This window comes from Luteimonas dalianensis (genome assembly GCF_049339425.1).
Classification (GTDB): Bacteria; Pseudomonadota; Gammaproteobacteria; order Xanthomonadales; family Xanthomonadaceae; genus Luteimonas; species Luteimonas dalianensis.
Map to the genome: position 1 here is coordinate 210,888 of NZ_JBMPPO010000002.1, position 25,232 is coordinate 236,119.

Below are 25,232 nucleotides of genomic sequence, written 5' to 3' on the forward strand. Positions count from 1 at the left end.
ATGCGGCTACTTTACCCCGGCTGCGCCCGCAGGGCCTGCAGCCAGGCGCTGTCCTCGCGCAGCAGGTGGGTATCGCGCACCCGGCGGGTGAGGCCGGTGCGGTCGAGGAACTCGAGGATCTGGATCGCGCGCTTGCGGCCCAGGCCGGTGGCGTCACGGAAGGTGGCGGCGGTGACCTCGCCGTCGCGCGCGGCCAGCGAGGCGACCAGTTCGGCCAGCGCGCGCATGCCCTCGCGATGGAAGAACAGGTCGCGCACCACCTGGAAGGCATCGCCCTGCAGGGCCAGGGTGCGCAGCAGGCGGCGCACGCGCTCCTCGGGCACCGCCTCCGCCTTGGCCAGGTCGCGCACCCAGGAGGGCTCGAAACCGCCTTCGGCCATGCGCGCCAGCAGGCGCCGGGCCAGCGCGGCGTCGGCCTCGTCCAGGGTGATGCTGTGGCCGGGCAGGTGCAGCCAGACCCCGTTGCGGCGCACGCTGCCGTCGGCCACCAGTTCATCCAGCAGCACCTGCCACAGTCCTGCCGGCGCGGTGGGCAGGGCGATCCGGCGCAGGCGCGCGGCTTCCGGGCCGGGCTCGTCGGGGCTGTCGCGGTGGAAGTCGGCCAGCGCCTGCTCGACGCGCGCGCGCAGGGCGGCCATGCGCGGCGCGGTGATCGCCACCTGCGGGCCGTTGCGCGGCGCCAGCCAGCGCGTGCCTTCGGGCAGCTGCAGCCGCTCGGGCGGCATGCCGGCCAGGCGCACCAGGGTGGCCTCGTCGACGCCGTATTCGGCGTGCTCCAGCAGGGCCTGCAGCCCCTGTCCGTCGAGCATCGCGGCCAGGCCGTCCAGCCACGCCATGCGCTGCGGCGAGCGCCGCCTGCGCGTGGGCGCGTTGGGATCCAGCACCCGACCGCCGCCGATGGTGTGGGTGGCGTTGGCGTCGCGCACGATGAAGCGGTCGCCGGGCGCGGCGCACAGCGGCTCGGCGAACACCAGCTGCACCCGTTCGGTGGTTCCCGGGGCAACGCCCGCCTCGCCCAGCGGCACCGCGTGGGCGAGCCGGCGCGAGGTGCCCAGGTGAACGTGCAGCGGGCTCCAGTTGCCGACCGCGGTGCCGGCCCCTTCCAGCAGCTGCAGTTCGACGTCGATGTTGCGGGTGGGCAGGAACGCGCGGGCGTCGGCGATCCAGTCGCCGCGGGCGATGGCCTCGCGGTCGATGCCGGCCAGGTTCAGTGCGCAGCGCTGGCCGGCGCGGCCGTCCGGGCTGGGCCTGTCCTGGGCGTGGATGTTGCGCACCCGCAGCGGCCTGCCGGCCGGGGCCAGCACCAGCCGGGCGGCGTCGTCGCCGGCCACCACCCGGCCGCCGTGCACGGTGCCGGTGACCACGGTGCCGTGGCCGGTGAGGGTGAACACCCGATCCACCGCGAGCCGGAACAGGCCGTCGTCGCTGCGCCCCTGCCAGGCCTGGGCGGCCGTCTCCAGGTGCCCGCGCAGCGCGGCCACGCCCGGGTCGCCGGGGGCGGTGGCGTTGACTTCGAACACCGGCGCGCCGTCCAGCGGCCCGCCCTGCAGCAGCGCATCGATGTCGGCCCGCACCCGGGCCAGGCGCGCGGCGTCGGCGCGGTCGGCCTTGGTCAGCGCCACCGCGCCCGCGGCGATGCCCAGCAGCCCCAGGATCGCCAGGTGCTCGAGGGTCTGCGGCATCACGCCGTCGTCGGCGGCCACCACCAGCAGCCCGAAATCGATGCCCGAGGCGCCGGCGGCCATGGTGTGCACCAGCTTCTCGTGGCCGGGCACGTCGATATAGCCCAGCACGCTGCCGTCGGCCAGCGGCGCGTAGGCGTAGCCCAGTTCGATCGAGATGCCGCGCGCCTGCTCTTCCTTCAGGCGGTCGGTCGCCACCCCGGTCAGCGCGCCCACCAGGGTGGTCTTGCCGTGGTCGATGTGGCCGGCGGTGCCGACGATCACGCGTGCGGCGCCTGCAGCTGGGCCGCGAAGGCGGCTTCGTCCCCCTCCTCCAGGCAGCGCAGATCCAGCCACAGCGCGTCGTCGCCGATGCGGCCGATCACCGGCTGCGGAAGTTCGCGCAGCCGTTTGCCCAGCCGCTCCAGCGCGCGGCCGCTGCCGCCCTTGCCGCTCCAGCGCAGGCACAGGCCCCAGCTGGGCAGCGCCTCCACCGGCATCGCGCCGCTGCCGATCTGGCTGCTCATCGCGCAGTCGTCCACGCGCCAGTCCGGCCCCAGCGCCTGCTGCAGCGGCGCCTTCAGGCGCCCGGCCTGGGCCTGCATCGCGGCCTGCGGGCGCAGCATCAGGCGCAGCGCGGCAAGGCGTTCGGGCAGCAGTTCGGGCGAGCGGTACAGCGCCAGCACCGGCTCCAGCGCGGCCAGGGTGAGCTTGCCCACGCGCAGCGCGCGCTTGAGCGGATTGCGGCGGATCTTGTTGATCAGGTCGGCGCGGCCGACGATCAGCCCGGCCTGCGGCCCGCCCAGCAGCTTGTCGCCGCTGAAGGTCACCAGATCCGCGCCGGCCTGGATGGTTTCGCGCACGGTCGGTTCGTGCGGCAGGCCCCAGCGGGCCGGGTCGATGAGGGTGCCGCTGCCCAGATCCACGCCCACCGGCACGCCGTGCCGCCGTCCGATTTCGGCCACCGCGGCCACGTCCACGCTGCGGGTGAAGCCTTCGATGGCGTAGTTGCTGCAGTGCACCTTCATCAGCATGGCGGTGCGCGGGCCGATGGCCTGCTCGTAGTCGGCCGGGTGTGTGCGGTTGGTGGTGCCCACCTCCACCAGCTTCGCGCCAGCCCGGGTCATGATGTCGGGGATCCGGAACGCGCCGCCGATCTCCACCAGCTCGCCGCGCGAGACCACCACCTCGCGCCGGTTGGCCAGCGCGTTGAGCATCAGCAGCACCGCGGCGGCGTTGTTGTTGACCACCGTCGCCGCCTCGGCGCCGGTGAGTTCGCACAGCAGGTCTTCGACCAGGTCGTCGCGGTCGCCGCGGGCGCCGCGGCCCAGGTCGAACTCCAGCGCCACCGGCGTGGTCAGCGCGCGCAGCACCGGCTCCAGCGCCTGTTCGGGCAGCGTGGCCCGGCCCAGGTTGGTGTGCAGCACGGTGCCGGTGAGGTTGAACACGCTGCGCAGGCGTGCGCGCGAACCCTCCTCCAGCGCGCGGCCGACGTCTGTGGCCAGCGCCTGCGGCGCCAGCGCGGCATGCTGCAGGCGGCCTTCAAGCGCGGCTTGTCGCAGCGCGCCCAGCCGCGCCCGCGCGGCGGCGGTCACCCGGGTCTGGCCGTGGCCCTGCAGCAGCGGCGCAAATGCCGGATCGCGCAGCAGCCGGTCAAGCGAGGGAATGTCGCTGGCCGCCGCCCCGGTGGCCGACTCCGCACCGGCCGCCACGCTCAGTCCTCGCGCGCCTGCCACAGCAGCGGATTGCCGCTGCTGCGGGTGTAGCCTTCCTCGCCCATCAGCACGTCCAGCGCCAGGCTGGCCAGGTCGTCGGCCACCGGCTCCACGTGCAGATCCTTCTCCTGGTAGAAGATCTTGCGATAGCTGCGGCAGCCCTCGCAGCTTTCGGCCTTGATTGCCTCCGGCGTGACCCCCTGGGCGTTCTCGATGTGGTGGTAGGCGATGCCCTTGGTCTGCGAGCAGTGCGAGCAGGTGACCCGCACCAGATGGGTTTCCACGCTGCACAGCGGGCAGCACAGGTAGCGGTAGCCGTCGTAGGCGCCGCCGATGCGCACCACGCTGGCCACCGGCGGGGTGCCGCACAGCGGGCACACGCCGAACGGCCCGGACGGCACCTGCTCGGGATCGAACGCGGCCGCCATCGCCGTCCAGTACACCTGCAGCGCGGCCATCACGAACGGCGCCGCCGCAGCGTCGACGTCGACGCTGTCGTAGCCCGATGCCAGCAGGGCGTCGGCGATGTCCTCCACGTCTTCCGGGGTGGACTCCAGGGTCTGGCGCAGCCGGGTGCAGGCGGCGGCCGCGCCGTCGGACAGGCCGTCGCCGGCGAGGACGTCGTCGAGCAGGCACGCCAGCAGCGCGCGCCAGGCGGGCGCGTCGCGCGGCGCGCTGGCCGGCTGCAGCGGCGGCATGTTGTGCTCGCGGGCCTGTTCGACCAGCTTCGGATCCGGTTCGGGCGGGGTGAACTCCTTCAGCGCGCGCTGCTGGGCGTCGGCCAGGCGCGCCATCAGCTCCAGGTAGTCGCCGATCGGGCTGGAGGCGGCCAGGCTGCGCAGGCGCGCGGCGCGGTCGGAGAACACGCTCGCGCGCTCGGGCATGCGCAGGCGCGGGATGCGGGTGTGGTCGAGGCTTTCGATCTCGCCTCGGGGCAGGATGCGTTGCACGGCTCCTCCATCGGGGGTGCGTAAAAAAAGGAACGGCGCGCCTGGTGGGGCGCGCCGTTGCCCCGCACGGGGCAGGTTAGGGCAAAGCCGGCAGGGCCGCTACTTGGTGCCGCCCTCGCGGTCGACCTCGCGCAGCCACGCGCGATGGTGCTTCCAGGCCCAGCCGCGGGTGACCTTGCCGGTGATCATCGCGCCCATCGCGCCCTTGACCCAGAACGCGGCGTAGACGTGGACGATGATCATGACGATCAGTACCGTGGCGAAGAAGGCGTGCAGCACCGAGGCCCAGCGGATCGCGGTGATCGGGAACAGCGGGGCCAGCCACGGCTGCCACATCAGCAGGCCGGTGACCAGCAGGCCGATCATGGCCACGATCAGGCCGAAGAACAGCACCTTCTGCCCGCCGTTGTAGCGGCCGACCTCGGGCAGGTTCTCCTCGCGGTTGTTGATCACGTCGCCGGTGTGCTTCATCCACTCGCGGTCGCGCGGCTCGATGCGGTTGTGGCCCCACATGCGGGCGGCCAGCAGCGCGAACACGATGAACATGAAGCTGCCGATGAACGGATGCAGGATCCGCGTCCACGACCCGCCGCCGAACAGCGCCGCCATCCAGTTGGTTGCCGGATGGTAGAGGGCAAGCCCGGAGAGCGCGGCCAGCACGAAGCTGATCGCGGTCAGCCAGTGGTTGGTGCGCTCGTTGGGCGTGTAGCGCGGGATTTCCTCGGGAGTGCGGTGCTCAGTCATGGCGAACCTCCTCGGTGGCGGCGTCGCGTTCGCGGGCAGCCTCGCGCTCGTCTTCCTCGGTGACCTCGTTGCGGCCGATGCGGATGTAGTGGAAGAAGCCGGCGACCGCGGTCAGCGCCATCGCCGCCAGGCCCAGCGGCTTGGCGGCGCCCTTCCACACCGACACCATCGGGCTGATCTTCGGATCCTTCGGCAGGTCGTTGTAGAGCTCCGGCCTGTCCGCGTGGTGCAGCACGTACATCACGTGGGTGCCGCCGACGCCGGCCGGGTCGTACAAGCCGGCGTTGTCGAAGCCGCGCGACTTCAGGTCGAGCACCCGCAGCTCGGCGTGCTGGGTCATCCGCTCCTTGGTGCCGAACTCGATCGCGCCGGTCGGGCAGACCTTGGCGCAGGCCGGCGCCTGGCCGACCGCGACGCGATCCGAGCACAGGGTGCACTTGTAGACCTTGTTGTCCTTCTTCGAGATCCGCGGCACGTCGAAGGGGCAGCCGGTGATGCAGTAGCCGCAGCCGATGCAGTTTTCCTCGTGGAAGTCCACGATGCCGTTGGCGTACTGGACGATCGCGCCCGGCGACGGACAGGCCTTCAGGCAGCCCGGATCCTCGCAGTGCATGCAGCCGTCCTTGCGGATCAGCCACTCCAGGTTGCCGTCGTCGGTCTCGTGCTCGGTGAAGCGCATCACCGTCCACGATTCCGGGGTCAGGTCGGCCGGATTGTCGTAGACGCCGACGTTGTCACCGACCTCGTCGCGCAGGTCGTTCCACTCCATGCACGCCACCTGGCAGGCCTTGCAGCCGATGCACTTGCTGACGTCAATCAGCTTGGCGACGCTCATCGTGGCATCCACGCGCGCGGCCGGCGGCTGGGTGGTGGTTGCGGAGACGCGTTTGATATCAAGCGATTGCAGTGCCATGGCGCGCCTCCTATACCTTTTCCACGTTCACCAGGAACGACTTGAACTCGGGTGTGTTCGAGTTGCCGTCGCCCACCGATGGGGTGAGGGTGTTGGCCAGGAAGCCCGGCTTGGCCAGGCCCACGAAGCCCCAGTGGATGGGGATGCCGACCTGGTGCACGGTCTTGCCGTCGACCTTGAGCGCGCGGATGCGCTTGGTCACCACCGCCACGGCCTCGATGAAGCCGCGTTTGGAGGAGACCTTCACGCGGTCGCCGTTGGCGACGCCGATCTCGTGTGCCAGGCCCTCGCCGATCTCCACGAACTGCTCCGGCTGCAGGATCGCGTTGAGCTTGACGTGCTTGGTCCAGTAGTGGAAATGCTCGGTGAGGCGGTAGGTCGTGCCCACGTAGGGGAAGTCCTCGGCCGTGCCCATGGTCGCAAGGTCGGACTCGAACACGCGCGCGGCCGGGTTGCTGGTGGAACCGGGCGCGTCGGGATAGACCGGGTTGTAGCCCAGCGGGGTCTCGAAGGGCTCGTAGTGGGTCGGGAACGGGCCTTCGGCCATGGCGCCCTTGGCGAAGAAGCGCGCCGTGCCCTCGGGGTTCATGATGAACGGCGACATGCCGCCCGCCGGGTCCTCGTCGGCCTTGAAGTCCGGTACGTCGGCGCCGGTCCAGCGCTTGCCGTCCCACCACACCAGCGGGCGCTTCGGATCGAAGGGCTGGCCGGCGGTATCGGCGGAGGCGCGGTTGTAGAGGATGCGGCGATTGGCCGGCCACGACCAGGCCCAGTTCAGGGTCTGGCCGATGCCGGTCGGGTCGCTGTTGTCGCGCCGCGCCATCATGTTGCCGTCCTCGGTCCAGGCACCGGCGTAGATCCAGCAGCCGCTGGCAGTCGTACCGTCGTCGCGCAGCTCGCCGAAGCCGGCGACCTGCTCGCCGGCGCGGCGGGTGATGCGCGAGGGGTCGTTCGGATCACGCAGGTCTTCCAGCGCGCGGCCGTTGTATTCCTTCGCCAGCTCCTCCGCCGTCGGGTACTGCGGGCGGACGTAGTCCCAGGTCAGGTTGAGGATCGGATCGGGGAACGCGCCGCCCTCGGTTTCGTACAGCTCGCGCATCCGGGTGAAGATCCGGGCCATGATCTCGATGTCGCTCTTGGCCGCGCCGGGCGGCTCGGCGCCCTTCCAGTGCCACTGCAGCCAGCGGCCCGAGTTCACCAGCGCGCCCTCCTCCTCGGCAAAGCAGGTGGTCGGCAGGCGGATCACCTCGGTCTGGATGCTGGCGGTGTCGACGTCGTTGGGCCGGCCGTAGTTCTTCCAGAACTCGGAGGTCTCGGTGACCAGCGGATCCATGACGATCATGTACTTGAGCTTGGCCAGCGCCGAGTTCATCTTCGCCTTGTTGGGCGCGGCGGCCAGCGGGTTGAAGCCCTGGCAGATGTAGCCGTTGACCTTGCCCGCGTCCATGAGCTCGTAGGTCTGGAGCATGTCGTAGGGCTTGTCGAGCTTGGGCAGGTAGTCGTAGGCCCAGTCGTTCTCGGCCGTGGCCGCGTCGCCCCACCAGGTCTTCATCAGGCTGACGTGGAACTTCGGGTAGTGCTGCCAGTAGCTCATCTGGTTGGCGCGCAGGGGCATCTGCGTGCGTGCCGTGATGTACTGCTCGTAGGTCTGCTCGCCCTCGTTGGGCAGGGTCAGGTAGCCCGGCAGCAGGTTGGTCATCAGCCCCAGGTCGGTCAGGCCCTGGATGTTGGAGTGGCCGCGCAGCGCGTTCATGCCGCCGCCGGCGATGCCGATGTTGCCCAGCAGCAGCTGCAGCATGGCGCCAGTGCGGATCATCTGCGAGCCGATCGAGTGCTGCGTCCAGCCCAGCGCGTACAGGATGGTGCCGGCGCGGTCGGGCGTGGCGGTGGAGGCCAGCATCTCGACCACGGTCAGGAACTGCTCCCTGGTGGTGCCGCAGACGCGCTCCACCATCTCCGGCGTGTAGCGCTCGTAGTGCTTCCTGAGCAGCTGGTAGACGCAGCGCGGGTGCTGCATCGTCGGGTCGGTGCGGACGTAGCCGTCGTCGCCGCGCTCGTAGTCCCAGGTGGACTTGTCGTAGGTGCGGGTGGCCTCGTTGTAGCCCGAGTACACGCCTTCCTCGAACGCGAAGTCCTCGCGCACGATGAAGGTCATGTCGGTGTAGTTGCGTACGTATTCGTGCTGGATGCGGTCGTTGTCGATCAGCCACTTGATCGCCGCGCCCAGGAACACGATGTCCGTGCCTGTCCGGATCGGCGCGTAGTAGTCGGCGACCGACGCCGAGCGGTTGAAGCGCGGGTCGACCACGATCAGCTTGGCGGCGTTGTGCGCCTTGGCCTCAGTGACCCACTTGAATCCGCACGGATGGGCCTCGGCTGCGTTGCCGCCCATGATCAGCACAATGTCCGCGTTCTTGATGTCGACCCAATGGTTCGTCATCGCTCCACGGCCAAACGTCGGGGCAAGACCTGCCACCGTCGGGCCGTGTCAAACGCGGGCTTGGTTGTCGAATGGCAGGATTCCGAAGCTGCGCATCACCTTGTGGGTGATGTAGCCGACTTCGTTGGGGCTGGCCGAGGCGGCGAGCATGCCGGTGCTGAGCCAGCGGTTGACCGTGTTGCCCTCGTCGCTGGTGGTGACGAAGTTGGCGTCGCGGTCGTCCTTCATCAGCCGGGCGACGCGGTCGATGGCGTCGTCCCAGGAGATGGTCTCCCAGGTGTCCGAGCCCGGCGCGCGGTATTCCGGCTGCTTGAGGCGGTTGGGACTGTTGATGAAGTCGAGCAGGCCCGCGCCCTTGGGGCAGAGCGTGCCGCGGTTCACCGGATGGTCGGGGTCGCCCTCGATGTGGACGATGTTGGACGGGGCGTTCTTGGCGCCGTCGCCCAGGCCGTACATCAGGACGCCGCAGGCGACCGAACAATAGGGGCAGGTATTCCTGGTCTCGGTCATCCGGGCCAGCTTGTACTGGCGGACTTCGGCCATCGCGGTGCCCGGGGACATCCCCAGTACCGCCATGCTCGATCCGGCCAGGCTGGTGCCCGTGACCTTGAGGAACTGCCGTCGATTCATGCTGGCCATGAAGCGATCCTCGGGAAGTGGTTGGCTATCGGAAACTGACTGGCTCGCGCGCCGTAAAAAAACAAGGGCGCAACCTGCAGCATAGTCCGCGGCAGGTGACTCGTAAACCATTGAACAAAAAAGGCCGCTGCTATGCTGGAGGCCGTGAACCATGGGTGAGGAACGGCGGTTGCACAGCGAAGGGTTGTGGTTCCAGGGCCGGCCGGTGGAGCCGGATCACCTGCTCGACGTGCCGTACGTGCCCAGCGAGCAGCGCGTGGTGCACGCGATGCTGCGGCTGGCCGCGGTGGACGCCGCCGACGTGGTCTACGACCTGGGCTCGGGCGACGGCCGGATCGTGATTGCCGCGGCCCGCAGCTTCGGGGCCAGGGCGGTGGGCGTGGAGATCGACCGGCGGCGGGTGGAGCAGGCCGGGGACTGGGCGGAGCGGGCCGGGGTCGGGCACATGACCGGCTTCATCGAGTACGACCTGCTGCACGCCGACTTCAGCCCGGCCACGGTGGTCACCCTGTACCTGCTGCACGGGCTGAACATGGAGCTGCGCCCGCGCCTGCTGGATGAGCTGCGGCCCGGCACCCGGGTGGTCTCGCACGCGTTCGACATGGGCGAGTGGAAGCCGGATCGCAAGGTGATGGTGGACGGCGTGGGGGTGTTCCTGTGGATCATCCCGGCGCGGGTGCACGGGGCCTGGGAGTGGACGTGCGGCCGCGGCCGGCGCCACCGGGTGGCGCTGCTCCAGGACTTCCAGCAGGTCACCGGCCGGGCCTGGGTGGACGGCGAGCCCGTCGCGCTGGAAAAAGCGGTGCTGTGGGGCGACTGGCTGGAGCTGGCGCTGCGGCCGGCCGGCGCGGCGGAGGCCGAACAGGTGTTCATGCGCTGCGGGCGCCGCCGCTGGCTGGGCTTCAGCGGCGCGCACCGGGATGCGGTGGCGCGTCGGGTGCGTGCATGACCAGCGGCCCGGGCGTGCCGCGCCGACCTGTGCCTAGAATGGCGCGTTTGTCGCGGGGGAGAGCCGCCGGATGCAGAGCTTGAAAACGCAGGACGTCGTTGCGCTGGGTTTCATGACCTTCGCGCTGTTCCTGGGCGCGGGCAACATCATCTTCCCGCCCATGGTGGGCCTGGCCTCCGGCCCCAACCTGTGGTGGGCGGCGCTGGGCTTCCTGCTCACCGGCGTGGGCCTGCCGGTGCTGGCGATCGTGACCCTGGCCCGGGTCGGCGGCGGCCTGGACATGCTGACCTCGCCGATCGGCCGGGTCGCCGGCACCGCCTTCGGGGTGGCGGTCTACCTCACCATCGGGCCGCTGTTCGCCACGCCGCGCACGGCCACGGTGTCGTTCGAGATGGGCTTCGCGCCGTTCATCGGTGACGGCAGGGCGCAGCTGTTCGGCTACACGGTGGTGTACTTCGCGCTGGCGACGCTGATCGCCCTGTTCCCGGGGCGGCTGATCGACAGCGTGGGCAAGGTGCTCACGCCGGCCCTGCTGCTGGCGCTGGTGGTGCTGGGCATCGCGGCCATCGTCAAGCCGGCCGGCGGCGCGGGCGTGTTCGACGCCGCCTACCAGGCCGCGCCGCTGTCGCAGGGCTTCGTGCAGGGCTACCTGACCATGGACGCGCTGGCGGCGCTGGTGTTCGGGGTGGTGATCGTGACCTCGATCCGCGCCCGCGGCGTGGAGAGCGGGCGGCTGGTGACCCGCTACACGATCGTGGCGGCGCTGATCGCCGGGCTGTGCCTGTCGCTGGTGTACCTGTCGCTGATGTGGCTGGGCGCGACCAGCGGCAGCGTCGCGCCGGAGGCCGAGACGGGCGTGGCCCTGCTCACCGGCTACGCCCACCATGCATTCGGGCCCGCCGGCGGGGTGCTGCTGGGGGTGGTGATCACCCTGGCCTGCCTGACCACCGCGGTCGGGCTGCTGACGGCGCTGGGCGAATACTTCAGCCGCCTGCTGCCGGTGTCCTACCGCACGGTGGTGATCGTGATGGGGCTGTTCTCCATGGCCGTGGCCAACCAGGGCCTGGCGCAGCTGATCGCGGTCTCGGTGCCGGTGCTGGTGGGGCTGTACCCGATTGCGATCACCCTGATGGTGCTGGGCCTGGCCTGGCGCCTGTGGCGCTGGCCGCGGCGGGTGTTCGTGCCGGCGATGGCGGTGGCGACGGTGTTCGGCGTGATCGACGGGCTGATCGCCGCCGGTTTCGATGCCTGGATCCCGTCCTGGCTGACGGTGCTGCCGGGCTCGGCGATGGGGCTGGGCTGGACGGTGCCGGTGCTGGTGGTGACGGTGATTGCGGCGATCATTGACCGCGCGCTGCCGGTATCCCCGCCGCGGCCCGCCTGATACGACCCACTCGCAAAAGGTTTACTGCATGGCATTGCCCGAGTTCCTGCGCCGCCCGAGCCTGGTCACCCAGATCGTCATCGCCCTGCTGCTGGGCACCCTGGTGGGCGTGGCCTGGCCCGCGGCGGGGCGCTCGGTGGAGCTGCTGGGCACCGCGTTCGTGGAGGCGCTCAAGGCGGTGGCGCCGGTGCTGGTGCTGGTGCTGGTGGCCGCCGCGATCGCCGGCCACCGCGGCGGTGGCGGCACCCACATGCGGCCGATCCTGCTGCTGTATTTCATCGGCACGGTCGGTGCGGCGCTGATCGCGGTGACGGCTTCGTTCCTGTTCCCGACCACGCTGGTGCTCAACGTCGATCCGGACATGGCGATGTCCCCGCCCGGCGGCATCGGCGAGGTGCTGCGCAGCGTGCTGCTGCAGGTGTTCCAGAATCCGGCCAAGGCGATGGCCGAGGCCAACTACATCGGCCTGCTGGCCTGGGGCGTGGCCCTGGGGCTGGCGCTGCGCCGGGCCGGTGACGGCATCCGCGCCGGACTGGCCGACCTGGCCGAGGCGGTGAGCACGGTGGTGCGCTGGGTGATCCGGCTGGCGCCGGTGGGGGTGTTCGGCATCGTTGCTTCGACCCTGGCCGCGGCCGGGCTGGGCGTGCTGCTGGACTACGCGCACCTGCTGGCGGTGCTGCTGGGTTCGATGCTGGCGGTGGCGCTGGTGCTCAATCCGCTGATCGTGTTCGCGGTGACCCGGCGCAATCCCTACCCGCTGGTGTTCACCTGCCTGCGCGAGAGCGGGATCACGGCGTTCTTCATCCGCTCTTCGGCGGCGAACATTCCGGTGAACCTGGCGCTGGCGAAGCGGCTGGGACTGCATGAGGCGACGGCGTCGGTGGCGATCCCGCTGGGGGCGGCGATCAACATGGCCGGGGCGGCGGTGACGATTTCGGTGCTGACGCTGGCGGCGGTGCACACGCTGGGTATTTCGGTCGACCTGCCGACGGCGCTGCTGCTGAGCGTGGTGGCGGCGGTCGGGGCGTGCGGGGCGTCGGGGGTGCCGGGCGGTTCGCTGCTGCTGATTCCGCTGGCGGCGGGGCTGTTCGGGATCGATGCGGATATCGCGATGCAGGTGGTGGCGGTCGGGTTCGTGGTGGGCGTGGTGCAGGACTCTGCGGAGACGGCGCTGAACTCTTCGACCGACATCCTGTTTACTGCGGCGGTGTGCCGGCGGATGGAGCAGCGGGAAGGGGCTGCGGGGGGCTGATTCGGACGCCGTTCCTTCGGAGGGATGTTGTTCCTTCGGTGGGGCGCTGTTCCTTCGGACGGACGCTGTTCCTTCGGAGGGACGCCGCGCCCCGGCGCCGGGGGGATCGCTTTTCGCGCGGCGGGACATCCTGTCCCGACGCGCGCGCAATACATCCATGTATTGCTTGGCGCGATCCCCCCGGCGCCGGGGCGCGGCTCACTCCATCTGTTGTTTTCTAGGCTTCGGTGGGGAAGCCGGGCGCCGGGTTGTTCTGGGCGGCGTTCGGGTCAGCCTTGCTGCTGGGCGATCCAGGTATCCACGCGCTGCTCCAGAAGATCCAGGGGCATGGCGCCGCCGCCGAGGATGAGGTCGTGGAAGCTGCGGATGTCGAAGGCTTCGCCCAGTTCGGCCTCGGCTTTGGCGCGCAGCTGCTGCATCCTGATCATGCCGACCTTATAGGCCGTGGCCTGGCCGGGCATGATCAGGTAGCGGCGGATCTCCGAGCGCATGGCGGCCTCGGGGATGGAGCTGTTGGCGGAGAAGTATTCGACGGCTTCTTCCTCCGTCCAGCCTTTGGCGTGCATGCCGGTGTCGACCACCAGGCGGATCGCGCGCCACATTTCGGACATCAGGCGGCCGTATTCGGAGTACGGATTCTCGTAGGTGCCGGGCATTTCCTTGGCCAGCCACTCCGAGTACAGGCCCCAGCCTTCGGTGTAGGCGGTGGTGAACTGCTGGGTGCGGAAGGTGGGGATGTCCTCCAGCTCCTGGGCGATGGAGATCTGCATGTGATGGCCGGGCAGGCCTTCGTGGTAGGCGATCACCTCCAGCTCGGTCTTCGGCATGGCGTTCATGTCCGACAGGTGGGCGTAGTAGATGCCCGGGCGTGAGCCGTCGGGGGTGGCGGGGTAGTAGTGCTGGGCGGCGCCGGGCTGTTCGCGGAAGGCCTCAACCCGGCGCACTTCAAGATCCGCCTTCGGCAGGCGGCCGAAGTATTCGGGCAGGACTTTTTCGATGTTGTCGATCGCGGCGGTGGCGTCGTCGATGTAGGCCTGGCGGCCTGCGTCGGTGTCGGGGTAGCGGAACTGCGGGTCGGTGTTGATGAATTCGAAGAACGCCTGCAGGTCGCCTTCAAAGCCCACCTGCTCCATCACCGCCTCCATCTCGCCGCGCAGGCGCGCGACCTCGTCCAGGCCGAGCTGGTGGATTTCATCCGCGGTCAAGTCGGTGGTGGTGTTTTCGCGCAGCTGCCAGGCGTAGTAGGCGGCGCCGTCGGGGTGGGTGGTGCCCACGCCGGCCGGGTTTTCCAGCGCGTTGGGCAGCTCCTGCTGGCCGAAGGCGATGATGCGGTCGTAGACGGGCTGGATGTGGCCGAGCAGGGCGTCGCGCGCCTGCTGCTTAAGGGCATCGGCGCGCTCGGCGGTGATTTCGCCGGTCTCCACCAGCGCGTCGGCCTTGGCCTGCAGGTCGGCCCACAGCGGGCTGTCGGCGCCCTCGCCGAACGGGGCGCCGGTGATGATGTTGCGCGACTGTTCGATCACGCCCTCCCAGGCGAAGCGCGGCGGGCGGATGCCCTGTTCGGCCGAGGCGCGTGCGTGCCCCAGCTGCTGGTCGAGCAGGGTCTCGGCCGCCTGCAGCCGCGACAGATAGGCCAGGTAGTCCTGCTCGGTATCGACCTTGTGGAAGTTGATCAGGAACATCGGCAGCACGCTGTTCATGCCGTTCATCTGGTCGAACGCATAGGCGTGGTGGCGGAACTCCCACTGCCCGCGCGCGCTTTCGTACTGGCGCTTCCAGATCTGCCAGGACAGCTGGGCGTCGGCGTCCAGGCTGTCGTAGTCGAAGCCGGACTCCATCTCCGCCACCGAGGCGGCCATCCAGTCCAGGCGCTCCCGGATGCCCGCTTCCGAGGCGTCGTCGAGCTGGTCGTAGAGTTCCTTGCTGCCCTGGAAGGTCAGGGTGGTGGGGCTGAACTGCAGGAAGGCCTGGTACTGCTCGTCGAACCACGCGTTCAGGCGCGCGGACTCGGCCTCGGCCTGCTGGGTGGTAACGGCGGCCGGCTCGCCGGCGGGCTGCGGGGAGCAGGCGGCCAGGGCCAGGGCGATCGCGAGGGTGCTGCAGGCAAGGATGGGGCGCACGGGGGCGGCTCCTTGGAAAAGGGGCGTCCATTGTGCCGCCGGCGTTTGCCCGCCGCCCACTGCGAATTGTCACGGTCGGATGTCCGGGCGCTGAACGGCGCCGTGGCCCGGCCCGCCCGCGTCGGCGCGGTAACATGGCCGCTTGTCCATCCTGACCCGCAAGCCATGGCAGAAAATCCCGACGACGCGAACGGCGTCTCCCGCCACCAGGCCGAAGAGGCCGTGCGCACGCTGCTGCGCTGGGCCGGCGACGATCCGTCGCGCGAAGGCCTGCTGGATACGCCCAAGCGGGTAGCCAAGGCCTATCGCGAATGGTTCAGCGGCTACGCGCTGGATCCGGACGAGTACCTGGCGCGCACCTTCGAGGAAGTCGGCGGCTACGAGGAAATGATCGTGCTGCGCGACATCGAGTACGAGAGCCACTGCGAGCACCACATGGCGCCGATCATCGGCAAGGTGCACGTGGGCTACCTGCCGGCCGGCCGGGTGGTGGGCATCAGCAAGCTGGCGCGGGTGGTGGAGGCCTACGCCAAGCGCCTGCAGGTGCAGGAAAAGATGACCGCGCAGATCGCCGACTGTATCCAGCGCGCGCTGCAGCCGATGGGCGTGGGCGTGGTGGTGGAGGGCGTGCACGAGTGCATGACCACCCGCGGCGTGCACAAGCGCGGGGTGAGCATGGTGACCTCGACCATGCTCGGCGCGTTCCGCGACGATGCGCGCACCCGCGCCGAATTCCTGCGTTTCATCCAGGTCGGCGCCCGCGGCCCGTAACCGCCGGGGCCGCGTTTAACGGCTTTGTCACGTCCGCCGCGCAACCATGCGGCGATGGCGTCCGTGTCTCCCCTCGCGCCCGAACCCGTCCCGGCTTCCGGCCAGGATCTGCCCGAGCGCTTTGCCCGCACGCGTGCGCGCACCGTCGCCCTGGCCGCGCCGCTGTCGGCCGAGGACGCGATGGTGCAGAGCATGCCCGACGCCAGCCCGGCCAAGTGGCACCTGGCGCACACCACCTGGTTCTTCGAACGCTTCATCCTCGCCGGCGACGACGGCTACCGGCCGGTGAACCCGGACTGGGACTTCCTGTTCAACAGCTACTACCAGAGCGTCGGGCCGATGCACGCGCGGCCGCGCCGGGGCATGCTCACCCGGCCGTCGCTGCAGCAGGTGCTCGATTACCGCGCGCAGGTGGACGAGCGCATCGCCGCGCGTGCCACGGCCGGGGACCTGGATACACAGGCGCTGCAGCGCCTGCTGCTGGGCATCCACCACGAGCAGCAGCACCAGGAGCTGCTGCTGACCGACATCAAGCATGCGTTCTGGAGCAATCCGCTGCATCCGGCGTATTGCGACGGGCCGCCGCCGGCCGACGGCGCCGGGCTGCCGCTGCGGTGGGTGCAGGTGCCGGCGCAGACGGCGCACATCGGCGCCGCGCGCTGGCCGGATGACTCGGACGATTTCGCCTACGACAACGAGTCGCCGCGGCACCCGGTGCTGCTGCAGCCGTTCGCGCTGGCCAACCGGCCGGTCACCCACGGCGAGTTCCGCGCGTTCATCGCCGACGGCGGCTATCGCGATGCCGGGCTGTGGCTGAGCGACGGTTGGACGCAGATCCAGTCCGAAGGCTGGAGCCGGCCGCTGTACTGGCACGAGGACCTGGAGCAGGTGTTCACCCTGCACGGCTGGCAGCCTGCCAATCCGGATGCGCCCGCCTGCCACCTGAGCTATTTCGAAGCCGACGCGTTCGCGCGCTGGGCGGGCGCGCGGCTGCCGACCGAGGCCGAATGGGAGCACGTGGCCGCGCAGGCCGATCCGGGCGACGCCGGCGAGCCCACGCTGCACCCGTGGGCGCCCGGCGCGGCGGGCATCGGCGGCTTCGCCCAGCTGTTCGGCGGGGTCTGGGAGTGGACGTCCAGCGCCTATACCGCCTACCCGGGCTATCGCCCGTGGGCGGGCTCGATCGGCGAGTACAACGGCAAGTTCATGTGCGCGCAGTGGGTGCTGCGCGGCGGCAGCTGCGCCACCGCGCCGGGCCACGCGCGGGCCAGCTACCGCAACTTCTTCCCCTCGCCGGCGCGCTGGCAGTTCACCGGCCTGCGGCTGGCAAGGGATGCCGGATGAGCCTGTCCGCGCCCGCCACGCCGGACGCCGACCTGGTGGATCTGCAGCCCGGCCCGGAGCGGATCACCGCCGACGTGGTCGCCGGCCTGTCGGCCAGCCCGCGGCGGCTGCCGTCCAAGTATTTCTACGATGCGCGCGGCTCGGAGCTGTTCGAACAGATCACCCGGCAGCCGGAGTACTACCCGACCCGGGTGGAGATCGCGCTGCTGGAAGCGCGCATGGCCGACATCGCCGCCGCGCTGGGCCCGCGCCTGCACGTGGTGGAGTACGGCAGCGGCAGCGGGCGCAAGACCGAGGATCTGCTGGCCGGCATCGACGATCCGGTGGCCTACACCCCGATCGAGATCTCGCGCGCGGCGCTGCTGCACAGCGTGGCGCGGCTGGAAGGGCGCTTCCCCGGCATCGAGATGCTGCCGGTGTGCGCCGACTTCACCCGCCCGGTGGCGCTGCCCCGGCCCGCGCGCAGTGCGCGGGCGCGGCTGGCGTTCTTCCCGGGCTCCACACTGGGAAACTTCGAACGCGGCGAGGCGGTGCGGCTGCTGGCCGCCATGCGCGATACCGTGGGCGAGGACGGCCTGGCGCTGGTGGGCATCGATCTGGACAAGGATCCGGCGCTGATCGAGGCCGCCTACAACGACGCCGCCGGGGTCACCGCGGAGTTCACCCTCAACCTGCTGGCGCGGCTGAACCGCGAGATCGGCAGTGATTTCGACCTGGGCCAGTTCCGCCACCGCGCCACCTACTCGCGCGAGCGGCGGCGCATCGAGACCTTCCTGGTCAGCCAGCGCGACCAGGACGTGCACGTGGACGGCCGCGGCTTCCACTTCGCCGCCGGCGAGGCGATGCAGGTGGAGACCAGCCACAAGTACACCGACGCCGATTTCGCCGCCATGGCCGCCGAGGCCGGCTGGCAGGTGGCCGAAGCCTGGAACGACCCCGACGACTGGTTCGGCCTGCGCCTGCTGCGCCGGGCATGACCGGCGCTACGCGTCCGTGCCTGCAACGCCCGCACGGCGCGCTCCTACAATGGAGGCTCCCCATCATGTTCATGGCCATGAAACGTCTTGCCTGCCTGACCCTGCTGCTTGCCCCCGCCTTCGCTGCCCAGGCCGATCCGGCGTTCCAGCGCTGCCTGGCCAACCTCAAGCCCACGGCCGCGCAGCAGGGCGTGAGCGCGGCGACGTTCGAGCGTTACACCGCCGATCTTGAGCCCGACCGCTCGGTGCTGGAGCTGCTCAATTTCCAGCCCGAGTTCAGCACCGACATCTGGGATTACCTGGCCGGGCTGGTCGACGAGCAGCGGGTGGAAGACGGCAAGGCGATGCTGGCTGAGCACGCCGACCTGCTGGCGCGCGTATCCGCCGAGTACGGCGTGGATCCGGCCACCGTGGTCGCCATCTGGGGCGTGGAAAGCGACTACGGCCGCATCTTCGGCAAGCGCCCGATCCTGACCTCGCTGTCCACGCTCTCGTGCGAGGGCCGGCGGCAGTCGTTCTTCCGCGGCGAGTTCATCGCCACGCTCAAGCTGCTGCAGTCCGGCGACATCCGCGCCGAGGGGCTCACCGGCTCCTGGGCGGGCGCCTTCGGCCACACCCAGTTCATTCCCAGCACCTATGCGCGCATCGCGGTCGACTTCGACGGCGACGGCCGCCGCGACCTGGTCGGCAGCATCCCCGACGCGCTGGCCTCCACCGCCAACTACATGAAGCGCTCCAACTGGCAGACCGGGCGGCCGTGGGGCTACGAGGTGAAGCTGCCGGCCGGCTTCAACGCCGGGCTGGCCGGGCGTACCAACAGGCGCACGCTGTCGGAGTGGATGAAGCACGGCGTGGAGCGCATCGACGGCGCGCCGATCGACCTGCCCGGCAACACCCGTTCGGCGGTGCTGCTGCCGACCGGGCGCCAGGGGCCGGCGTTCCTGGTGTTCCGCAACTTCGACGCGATCTATTCGTACAACGCCGCCGAAAGCTACGCCCTGGCCATCGCCCTGCTGTCCGACCGCCTGCGCGGCGGGAGCGGGCTTGTGGCGTCCTGGCCCACCGACGACCCGGGGCTTTCCCGCGTCCAGCGCCGCGAGCTGCAGACGCTGTTGCTGGAACATGGGCATGAAATCGGCGAAGTTGACGGCCTGATCGGCACCAATACCCGCCGCGCCATCCGCGCCGAGCAGCAGCGCCTGGGCATCACCCCCGCCGACGGCCGCGCAGGCCAGAAGATCCTGCGCGCGCTGCAAGACCAGCCCCGCGCAGCCGTGCCCTGACCGCCCCGTGCAGGCGGCGCCTGGCGGTTACTCGGGCTTTACGAAGCGCAGGGTCATGCGGTCGCTTTCGCCGATCCCGGCGTATTTGGCGGCGTCCGCTTCGTCGTGGTTGTTGCTGGGCGGCAGCGTCCACACGCCGTTGGGGTGGTCTTTGGTGTCGGCCGGGTTGGCGTTGATCTCGCTGCTGGCGTCGAGCTGGAAGCCGGCGCCTTCGGCCAGCGCGATCATGCGATCCTGGCCGACGTAGCCGCTGTCGTCGTAGTCGGCCATGCCGTCGGCGGCGCGGTGGTCGATCACGCCGAGCACGCCGCCAGGTTTCAGCACCTCGAAGAAGCCCTGGAACATGCCCTCGGCCTGGCCGCTGCCCAGCCAGTTGTGGACGTTGCGGAAGGTCACCACCAGGTCGGCGCTGCCGGGCTCGCCGAAGCCGGGCGCGGCGGGGTCGTAGCGGACGACTTCGGCGCGGTCGAACGTTGCCGGCGCGCCGGCGAACTTCGCCTGCAGCGAGTCCAGGCTGCGCTGGGAGTAGCCGCGGCGATCCTCGGGCAGCGTCTCCGGGTCGACCACGGCGGCAACGTACTGCCCGTTGTCGCGCACGTACGGCGCCAGGATCTCGGCGTACCAGCCGCCGCCCGGAGTGATCTCGACTACGGTGTGGCCGGGCTGCAGGCCGAAGAACTCCAGCGTTTCAGCGGGGTTGCGGTAGCGGTCGCGCTCGACGAACTCCGGCGTGCGCCAGTCGCCGCCGATCACCGCATCCAGTGAAGTGGCCTCCGCCTGCGCGGCGGCCTCGGCCGGGGCCGGCGTGATCGTATCCGCGGCCGGCTCGGCGCTGGCCGGGGCGTCGCCATCGGACGGCGCGCAGGCGGCCAGGGCCAGGGCAAGGGGAAGCAGGGCGACGGACAGGGCGGGCTTCATCGGCGGTTCTCCGTAAGCGGGGAAAACAGCCTAACGCAAAAAGTCGCCCGCCCCGGTACGGTGCCTGCAGGAGCGCGCATGGCGCGCTCCTGTCAGTGGGCGGCGTGGCGGATCAGCTGCCCAGTCTGCCCAGGGCCTCGTTGAGGGTCGCGCTCGGGCGCATCGCTGCGCTGGTCTTGCCCAGGCTGGGGCGGTAGTAGCCGCCGATGTCGGCCTGCTCGCCCTGCACCTCGATCAGCTCGGCGACGATCGTCTCCTCGTCGCGCGCCAGCGCCGCCGCCAGCGGCGAGAACACGGCCTTCAGCGCCGGATCCCCCTCCTGCTCGGCCAGCGCCTGCGCCCAGTACAGCGCCAGGTAGAAATGGCTGCCGCGGTTGTCGATCCCGCCCAGCTTGCGCGAGGGCGACTTGTTGTTGTCCAGGAACCTGCCGGTGGCCGCATCAAGCGCCTTGGCCAGCACCCGCGCCTGCGGGTTGTTGTAGCGCTGGCCCAGGTGCTCCAGCGACGCCGCCAGGGCCAGGAACTCGCCCAGCGAATCCCAGCGCAGGTAGTTCTCCGAAGTGAACTGCTGCACGTGCTTGGGCGCCGAGCCGCCGGCGCCGGTCTCGAACAGCCCGCCGCCGGCCATCAGCGGCACGATCGACAGCATCTTGGCGCTGGTGCCCAGCTCCAGGATCGGGAACAGGTCGGTGAGGTAGTCGCGCAGCACGTTGCCGGTCACCGAGATGGTGTCCTCGCCCCTGCGGATGCGCGCCAGCGAGTGCCTGGTCGCCTCCACCGGCGCCAGCACCTGGATGTCCAGGCCGGCCAGGTCGTGCTCCTTCAGGTAGGTCTCGACCTTGGCGATGATCTGCGCGTCGTGCGCGCGCTGCGGATCCAGCCAGAACACCGCCGGGGTCTCGCTCAGCCGCGCCCGCTCCACCGCCAGCCGCACCCAGTCGCGGATCGGCGCGTCCTTGGTCTGGCACATGCGCCAGATGTCGCCGGTCTCCACCTCGTGCTCGAACACCAGATTGCCGTCCTGGTCGGTCACCCGGATGGTGCCTTCGCCCGGCGCCTGGAAGGTCTTGTCGTGGCTGCCGTACTCCTCGGCCTTCTGCGCCATCAGGCCCACGTTGGGCACGCTGCCCATGGTGGCCGGATCCAGCGCGCCGTTGGCCTTGCAGTCCTCGATCACCGCCTGGTACACGCCGGCGTAGCAGCGGTCGGGGATCACCGCCTTGGCGTCCTGCAGCTCGCCGGCCGCGTTCCACATGCGGCCGGAGTCGCGGATCATCGCCGGCATCGACGCGTCCACGATGATGTCGCTGGGCACGTGCAGGTTGGTGATGCCCTTGTCCGAGTTCACCATTGCCACGCCCGGGCGTTCGCCGTAGAGGGCGTCGATGTCGGCGGTGATGGCCTCGGGCAGCTCGTCCAGGCGCGCGTACAGGTCGCCGATGCCGTTGTTGCGGTCAAAGCCCGCCGCCTTCAGCGCCTCGGCGTGCTTCTCCAGCACGGGTCGATAGAACTCATCCACCGCCACGCCAAACATGATCGGGTCGGAGACCTTCATCATGGTCGCCTTCAGGTGCAGCGAGAACAGCACGCCCTGCGCCCTGGCGTCCTCGATCTGTTCGGCCATGAACGCCGCCAGCGCCGCGCGCGACATGCGCGCCGCGTCCACCACTTCGCCTTCCTGCACCTTCACCGGCCCGCGCAGCGCGTGCGCCTGGCCGTCCCTGCCGACGAACTCGATGTTCAGCTCGCCCGCCTTGCCCATCGTGGCCGAGCGCTCGGAGGAGTAGAAATCGCCGTCCGCCATGTGCGCCACGTGCGATTTGGAATCCGCGCTCCACTTGCCCATGCGGTGCGGGTGCTTGCGCGCGTAGTCCTTCACCGATTTGGGCGCCCGGCGATCCGAGTTGCCCTCGCGCAGCACCGGGTTCACCGCGCTGCCCTTGACCTTGTCGTAGCGGGCGCGGATCTCGCGCTCGGCGTCGTCCTGCGGGTCTTCCGGGTAGTCGGGCAGGTTGAAGCCCTTGTCCTGCAGCTCGCGGATCGCCGCGCGCAGCTGCGGCTCCGAAGCGCTGATGTTGGGCAGCTTGATGATGTTGGCCTCGGGCGTCTTGGCCAGCTCGCCCAGCTCGGCCAGGTGGTCGCCGATCTGCTGCTCGTGGGTCAGCCGCTCCGGGAACTGCGCCAGGATCCGCCCCGACAGCGAGATGTCCCGCGTTTCCACCGTCACGCCCGCGGTGCGGACGAAGGACTGCACGATCGGCAGCAGCGACTGCGTGGCCAGGAACGGGGCTTCGTCGGTCAGGGTGTAGATGATCTTGGGGGCGTTGGACATGGGCTGGGATTCCTCGGTCAAGCGGAAGGGCGCGCCGCGGCAGGGGGCCGGGCCGGCGCACGGGAACCGCCCCGGCGGGGGCGGCGCTCATCCCGCCCATTGTCGCGGTTCGGGCGTGACCGGGCAAAGAAACACAGCCTTCCATGCTGAAATACCGCCGCCGCCCCCCAACCCGCCCGGTGCCCCATGCGCGAAGTCGGCCTCACCATCCTCATGCTCACCCTGAGCAACGTATTCATGACCTTCGCCTGGTACGCCCACCTCAAGGAGCTCAGCGCCAAGCCGTGGATCGTCGCCGCCCTGGCCAGCTGGGGCGTGGCCCTGCTCGAATACCTGTTCCAGGTGCCCGCCAACCGCATCGGCTACACCGTGATGTCGCTGGGCCAGCTCAAGATCCTGCAGGAAGTGATCACCCTGGGCGTGTTCGTCCCCTTCGCCTTCTTCTACATGAAGGAGCCGCTGAAGCTGGACTACCTGTGGGCGGGGCTGTGCATCATGGGGGCGGTGTTTTTCATGTTCCGGGGTGGGTTGGGTACCAACTAGCCGCCGGAAAGGAGGAAGCGTCCCGCGCCGCGCCGGGCGACACCGTCGCGCTGGAGATCGCCTCCGGCCTTAATCCGCGGAACCGGCGCCGCAGCAGTTGCGGGTGAGGAACTCGATGAGCCCGTTCATCGCCGCGTAGTCGGCGCGGTAGCAGATGTGCCGGCCGTGCGCCTCGCCTTCGATCAGCCCGGCCGCGCCGAGCTCCTTGAGGTGGAACGACAGCGTCGCCCCTGGCAGCGACAGCGCCTCGGCGATCACCCCCGGCCGGCGCCCCTCCGGGCCGGCCTCCACCAGCAGGCGGAAGACGGACAGCCGCGTGGGGTGCCCCAGCGCGGCGAGCGCGTTGCTTGCATCAGACAGTTCCATATTTCTAGAATAGTCGAATTAAAATTGCCAAGGCAACCGATGAGCGCCCTCGAAGACCTGCCCAACGTGACCCACGCCGCCCTGGAAACGCCGGACCTGGACAGCCTCGGCGTGCCCGGCTCCGCGCACCCGCCGCGGATCCTGGTCCTCTATGGATCGCTACGGCCGGAGTCCTACAGCCGCAAGCTCGCGCTGGAGGCCGGGCGTCTGCTGCGCCACTTCGGCGCCGAGACCCGGGTGTTCGATCCGCACGGCCTGCCGGTGCAGGGAAGCTGCGGTGCGGACCACCCGAAGGTCCGGGAGCTGCGCGCGCTGTCGCAGTGGTCGGAAGGCCAGGTGTGGGTCAGCCCGGAGCGCCACGGCACCCTCACCGCCGTGTTCAAGAACCAGATCGACTGGCTGCCGCTGGAAGAGGGCGGCGTGCGGCCCACCCAGGGGCGCACCCTGGCGGTGATGCAGGTCAGCGGCGGCTCGCAGTCGTTCAACGCCGTCAACGCCCTGCGCGTGCTCGGCCGCTGGATGCGCATGGTGACCATCCCCAACCAGTCCTCCGTGCCCAGGGCCTGGCAGGAGTTCGACCAGCAGGGGCGCATGAAGCCCTCCGCCCTCTACGACCGCGTGGTGGACGTGACGGAGGAGCTGGTGAAGTTCACTCTGCTGGTGCGCGACCGCAGCGACTACCTGACCAGCCGCTACAGCGAACGCAAGGGCGACCTGGCCGCGCGCGCCCCGGCGCAGGATGCAGAATGGCCCGGGCAACCGCATCGGAGCACGCCCGCATGACACAAGCCGATCCCGACCGCCCCATCCAGTGGTTCTTCGACTTCATCTCCCCGTTCGCCTACCTGCAGTGGCAGGAGCTGAAGAACCTCGACGCGCTGCGCATCCGGTACCGCCCGATCCTGTTCGCCGGGCTGCTGTCCCGCCACGGGCACAAGGGGCCGGCCGAGATCCCGGCCAAGCGCCTGTTCACCTACCGCCACGCCCAGTGGCGCGCGGACCGGGCCGGCATCCCCATGCGCTTCCCGCCGGCGCACCCGTTCAACCCGCTGGCGGCGCTGCGCCTGTGCCTGGCGGCGGGCGCCACGGCGGCCGCGGTCGATGCGGTCTTCAACCACATCTGGCGCGAAGGCAGCGCCGCTGAAACCGCCGCCGACCTGGCGCCGGTTGCGGAGCAGCTTGGAATCGCCGACGTGGACGAAGCGCTGCGCCGGCCGGAGGTCAAGGACCGTCTGCGCGGCAACTTCGACGCCGCCGTGCAGGCCGGCGTCTTCGGGGTGCCGACCCTGCTCGCCGACGGCCAGCTCTTCTGGGGCGAGGACGCCACCGGCATGTTCCAGGCCTGGATGGCCGACCCCGCCCTGTTTGAATCCCCCGCCATGCGGCGGCTGGAAACGCTGCCGGTGGCCACGGCCAGGCGCGAGGCCGGCGGGGAATGAGGCGGGCATGAAGCTCCTCGTGCTCGGCGCCACCGGCCTCGTCGGCAGCCACGTGCTCGACCTGGCAATTGCCGACGGGCGCATCCACGAAGTCATCGCCCCGGTTCGCCGCCCGCTTCCGGAGCGGCCGGGCCTGCTCGCGCCGCGGGTCGACTTCGACCGCCTGCCCGAAGACGCCACCTGGTGGCGCGTCGACGCCGTCATCTGCGCGCTCGGCACCACCATGTGCCTTGGGGCCGGTGTTGCCGCGGGAATGACGAGCAAAGGCGAGTTGATCAGACGTTCCATAGGGGTCGTTGCCCGCCTGCCTGGAGACCCTTCGAGCACTGTTGTTCTGTTGACAACGCCAGCGGGTGTTGTATAGTTTACAACATGAAAAGGAAATCCCGGCTTGTCATCAAGGAACGAGTAAAGCTGGACGACGACGCGTTTGCCGACCTGATGATCTGGGACGTCCCGGCCCCTGTGCGCGGCAGTGCACATGGCTACAAG

Annotated in this window: 21 protein-coding genes; 11 read left to right on the forward strand and 10 right to left on the reverse strand. The window is 70.1% G+C overall.

What is annotated here, in order from left to right; translation table 11 throughout:
* Nucleotides 1-11: 11 nt before the first annotated feature.
* The 6 genes from selB to fdnG form a co-directional block, all read right to left on the reverse strand.
* On the reverse strand, nt 12-1,946 hold the full coding sequence (selB, locus tag ACOZ90_RS03185; RefSeq protein WP_422892186.1) for a selenocysteine-specific translation elongation factor: 1,935 nt from the start codon (nt 1,944-1,946) through the stop codon (nt 12-14).
* Complete coding sequence (selA, locus tag ACOZ90_RS03190) at nt 1,943-3,373, reverse strand: L-seryl-tRNA(Sec) selenium transferase (protein ID WP_422892187.1); 1,431 nt, start codon at nt 3,371-3,373, stop codon at nt 1,943-1,945. Before selA ends, selB begins: the two co-directional genes overlap by 4 nt.
* Nucleotides 3,374-3,375: 2 nt before the next feature.
* Entirely contained in the window at nt 3,376-4,326 is a 951-nt protein-coding gene (gene fdhE / locus ACOZ90_RS03195; protein WP_422892188.1) for a formate dehydrogenase accessory protein FdhE, read from the reverse strand.
* 99 nt (nt 4,327-4,425) lie between these two features.
* On the reverse strand, nt 4,426-5,070 hold the full coding sequence (locus tag ACOZ90_RS03200) for a formate dehydrogenase subunit gamma (protein ID WP_422892189.1): 645 nt from the start codon (nt 5,068-5,070) through the stop codon (nt 4,426-4,428).
* Nucleotides 5,063-5,983 (reverse strand): formate dehydrogenase subunit beta, encoded by a 921-nt coding sequence (gene fdxH / locus ACOZ90_RS03205; RefSeq protein WP_422892190.1) that lies wholly within the window; start codon nt 5,981-5,983, stop codon nt 5,063-5,065. The genes ACOZ90_RS03200 and fdxH overlap by 8 nt, the downstream gene beginning before the upstream one ends.
* Before the next feature lie 10 nt (nt 5,984-5,993).
* A complete protein-coding gene (fdnG, locus tag ACOZ90_RS03210; RefSeq protein ID WP_422892191.1) occupies nt 5,994-9,062 on the reverse strand; it encodes a formate dehydrogenase-N subunit alpha in 3,069 nt (1,022 codons plus the stop codon).
* Between the two features lie 151 nt (nt 9,063-9,213).
* On the opposite strand from fdnG, the gene ACOZ90_RS03215 reads away from it, so the two are divergent.
* From ACOZ90_RS03215 to sstT, 3 genes are all read left to right on the forward strand, one after another.
* Nucleotides 9,214-10,011 (forward strand): class I SAM-dependent methyltransferase, encoded by a 798-nt coding sequence (locus ACOZ90_RS03215; protein WP_422892192.1) that lies wholly within the window; start codon nt 9,214-9,216, stop codon nt 10,009-10,011.
* A gap of 79 nt (nt 10,012-10,090) precedes the next feature.
* Nucleotides 10,091-11,395, forward strand: a complete 1,305-nt coding sequence (brnQ, locus tag ACOZ90_RS03220) for a branched-chain amino acid transport system II carrier protein (protein ID WP_422892193.1) — start codon at nt 10,091-10,093, stop codon at nt 11,393-11,395.
* A 28-nt stretch (nt 11,396-11,423) separates the two neighbouring features.
* Entirely contained in the window at nt 11,424-12,647 is a 1,224-nt protein-coding gene (gene sstT / locus ACOZ90_RS03225) for a serine/threonine transporter SstT (RefSeq protein WP_422892194.1), read from the forward strand.
* 269 nt (nt 12,648-12,916) lie between these two features.
* Here the strand turns inward: sstT and ACOZ90_RS03230 are convergent, their stop codons facing one another.
* Entirely contained in the window at nt 12,917-14,767 is a 1,851-nt protein-coding gene (locus ACOZ90_RS03230; protein WP_422892195.1) for a DUF885 domain-containing protein, read from the reverse strand.
* A gap of 165 nt (nt 14,768-14,932) precedes the next feature.
* Between ACOZ90_RS03230 and folE the strand changes: the two genes are divergently transcribed.
* The 4 genes from folE to ACOZ90_RS03250 all read left to right on the forward strand — a co-directional run bounded on the left by folE (nt 14,933) and on the right by ACOZ90_RS03250 (nt 19,142).
* A complete protein-coding gene (gene folE / locus ACOZ90_RS03235) occupies nt 14,933-15,538 on the forward strand; it encodes a GTP cyclohydrolase I FolE (protein ID WP_422892196.1) in 606 nt (201 codons plus the stop codon).
* A gap of 54 nt (nt 15,539-15,592) precedes the next feature.
* Nucleotides 15,593-16,882 carry an ergothioneine biosynthesis protein EgtB gene (egtB, locus tag ACOZ90_RS03240; RefSeq protein ID WP_422892197.1) on the forward strand — a complete coding sequence of 430 codons (1,290 nt, stop codon included), beginning with the start codon at nt 15,593-15,595 and terminating at the stop codon, nt 16,880-16,882.
* Nucleotides 16,879-17,859: an L-histidine N(alpha)-methyltransferase gene (gene egtD / locus ACOZ90_RS03245; RefSeq protein ID WP_422892198.1), complete on the forward strand. Its 981-nt coding sequence runs from the start codon at nt 16,879-16,881 to the stop codon at nt 17,857-17,859. The genes egtB and egtD overlap by 4 nt, the downstream gene beginning before the upstream one ends.
* Before the next feature lie 77 nt (nt 17,860-17,936).
* Nucleotides 17,937-19,142: a lytic murein transglycosylase gene (locus ACOZ90_RS03250; protein ID WP_422892199.1), complete on the forward strand. Its 1,206-nt coding sequence runs from the start codon at nt 17,937-17,939 to the stop codon at nt 19,140-19,142.
* 27 nt (nt 19,143-19,169) lie between these two features.
* On the opposite strand, the gene ACOZ90_RS03255 is transcribed toward ACOZ90_RS03250, so the two are convergent.
* Both ACOZ90_RS03255 and ACOZ90_RS03260 read right to left on the reverse strand, forming a co-directional pair.
* Nucleotides 19,170-20,060, reverse strand: a complete 891-nt coding sequence (locus ACOZ90_RS03255; protein WP_422892200.1) for a class I SAM-dependent methyltransferase — start codon at nt 20,058-20,060, stop codon at nt 19,170-19,172.
* 112 nt (nt 20,061-20,172) lie between these two features.
* A complete protein-coding gene (locus ACOZ90_RS03260; RefSeq protein WP_422892201.1) occupies nt 20,173-22,392 on the reverse strand; it encodes an NADP-dependent isocitrate dehydrogenase in 2,220 nt (739 codons plus the stop codon).
* Between the two features lie 186 nt (nt 22,393-22,578).
* Here ACOZ90_RS03260 and ACOZ90_RS03265 point away from each other — a divergent pair, with 186 nt between their 5' ends.
* Entirely contained in the window at nt 22,579-22,935 is a 357-nt protein-coding gene (locus tag ACOZ90_RS03265) for a DMT family protein (protein WP_422892202.1), read from the forward strand.
* Between the two features lie 69 nt (nt 22,936-23,004).
* Here the strand turns inward: ACOZ90_RS03265 and ACOZ90_RS03270 are convergent, their stop codons facing one another.
* On the reverse strand, nt 23,005-23,301 hold the full coding sequence (locus tag ACOZ90_RS03270; protein ID WP_422892203.1) for an ArsR/SmtB family transcription factor: 297 nt from the start codon (nt 23,299-23,301) through the stop codon (nt 23,005-23,007).
* A 39-nt stretch (nt 23,302-23,340) separates the two neighbouring features.
* On the opposite strand from ACOZ90_RS03270, the gene arsH reads away from it, so the two are divergent.
* Genes arsH through ACOZ90_RS03285 form a run of 3 tightly spaced genes read left to right on the forward strand, consistent with a single transcriptional unit; the run spans nt 23,341 to nt 25,104 of the window.
* Nucleotides 23,341-24,084 (forward strand): arsenical resistance protein ArsH, encoded by a 744-nt coding sequence (gene arsH / locus ACOZ90_RS03275; protein WP_422892204.1) that lies wholly within the window; start codon nt 23,341-23,343, stop codon nt 24,082-24,084.
* Nucleotides 24,081-24,740, forward strand: a complete 660-nt coding sequence (locus ACOZ90_RS03280; protein ID WP_422892205.1) for a 2-hydroxychromene-2-carboxylate isomerase — start codon at nt 24,081-24,083, stop codon at nt 24,738-24,740. Before arsH ends, ACOZ90_RS03280 begins: the two co-directional genes overlap by 4 nt.
* A gap of 7 nt (nt 24,741-24,747) precedes the next feature.
* Nucleotides 24,748-25,104 carry an NAD-dependent epimerase/dehydratase family protein gene (locus ACOZ90_RS03285; RefSeq protein ID WP_422892206.1) on the forward strand — a complete coding sequence of 119 codons (357 nt, stop codon included), beginning with the start codon at nt 24,748-24,750 and terminating at the stop codon, nt 25,102-25,104.
* The last annotated feature ends 128 nt before the right edge of the window (nt 25,105-25,232 follow it).

Coding starts and splice junctions, on each gene's coding strand:
- ACOZ90_RS03200 (WP_422892189.1), bottom strand. CDS start 5,070: ATGACTGAGCACCGCACTCCCGAGGAAATCCCGCGCTACACGCCCAAC.
- fdxH (WP_422892190.1), bottom strand. CDS start 5,983: ATGGCACTGCAATCGCTTGATATCAAACGCGTCTCCGCAACCACCACC.
- ACOZ90_RS03215 (WP_422892192.1), top strand. CDS start 9,214: ATGGGTGAGGAACGGCGGTTGCACAGCGAAGGGTTGTGGTTCCAGGGC.
- sstT (WP_422892194.1), top strand. CDS start 11,424: ATGGCATTGCCCGAGTTCCTGCGCCGCCCGAGCCTGGTCACCCAGATC.
- folE (WP_422892196.1), top strand. CDS start 14,933: ATGGCAGAAAATCCCGACGACGCGAACGGCGTCTCCCGCCACCAGGCC.
- egtB (WP_422892197.1), top strand. CDS start 15,593: ATGGCGTCCGTGTCTCCCCTCGCGCCCGAACCCGTCCCGGCTTCCGGC.
- egtD (WP_422892198.1), top strand. CDS start 16,879: ATGAGCCTGTCCGCGCCCGCCACGCCGGACGCCGACCTGGTGGATCTG.
- ACOZ90_RS03250 (WP_422892199.1), top strand. CDS start 17,937: ATGAAACGTCTTGCCTGCCTGACCCTGCTGCTTGCCCCCGCCTTCGCT.
- ACOZ90_RS03255 (WP_422892200.1), bottom strand. CDS start 20,060: ATGAAGCCCGCCCTGTCCGTCGCCCTGCTTCCCCTTGCCCTGGCCCTG.
- ACOZ90_RS03260 (WP_422892201.1), bottom strand. CDS start 22,392: ATGTCCAACGCCCCCAAGATCATCTACACCCTGACCGACGAAGCCCCG.
- ACOZ90_RS03265 (WP_422892202.1), top strand. CDS start 22,579: ATGCGCGAAGTCGGCCTCACCATCCTCATGCTCACCCTGAGCAACGTA.
- ACOZ90_RS03270 (WP_422892203.1), bottom strand. CDS start 23,301: ATGGAACTGTCTGATGCAAGCAACGCGCTCGCCGCGCTGGGGCACCCC.
- arsH (WP_422892204.1), top strand. CDS start 23,341: ATGAGCGCCCTCGAAGACCTGCCCAACGTGACCCACGCCGCCCTGGAA.
- ACOZ90_RS03280 (WP_422892205.1), top strand. CDS start 24,081: ATGACACAAGCCGATCCCGACCGCCCCATCCAGTGGTTCTTCGACTTC.
- ACOZ90_RS03285 (WP_422892206.1), top strand. CDS start 24,748: ATGAAGCTCCTCGTGCTCGGCGCCACCGGCCTCGTCGGCAGCCACGTG.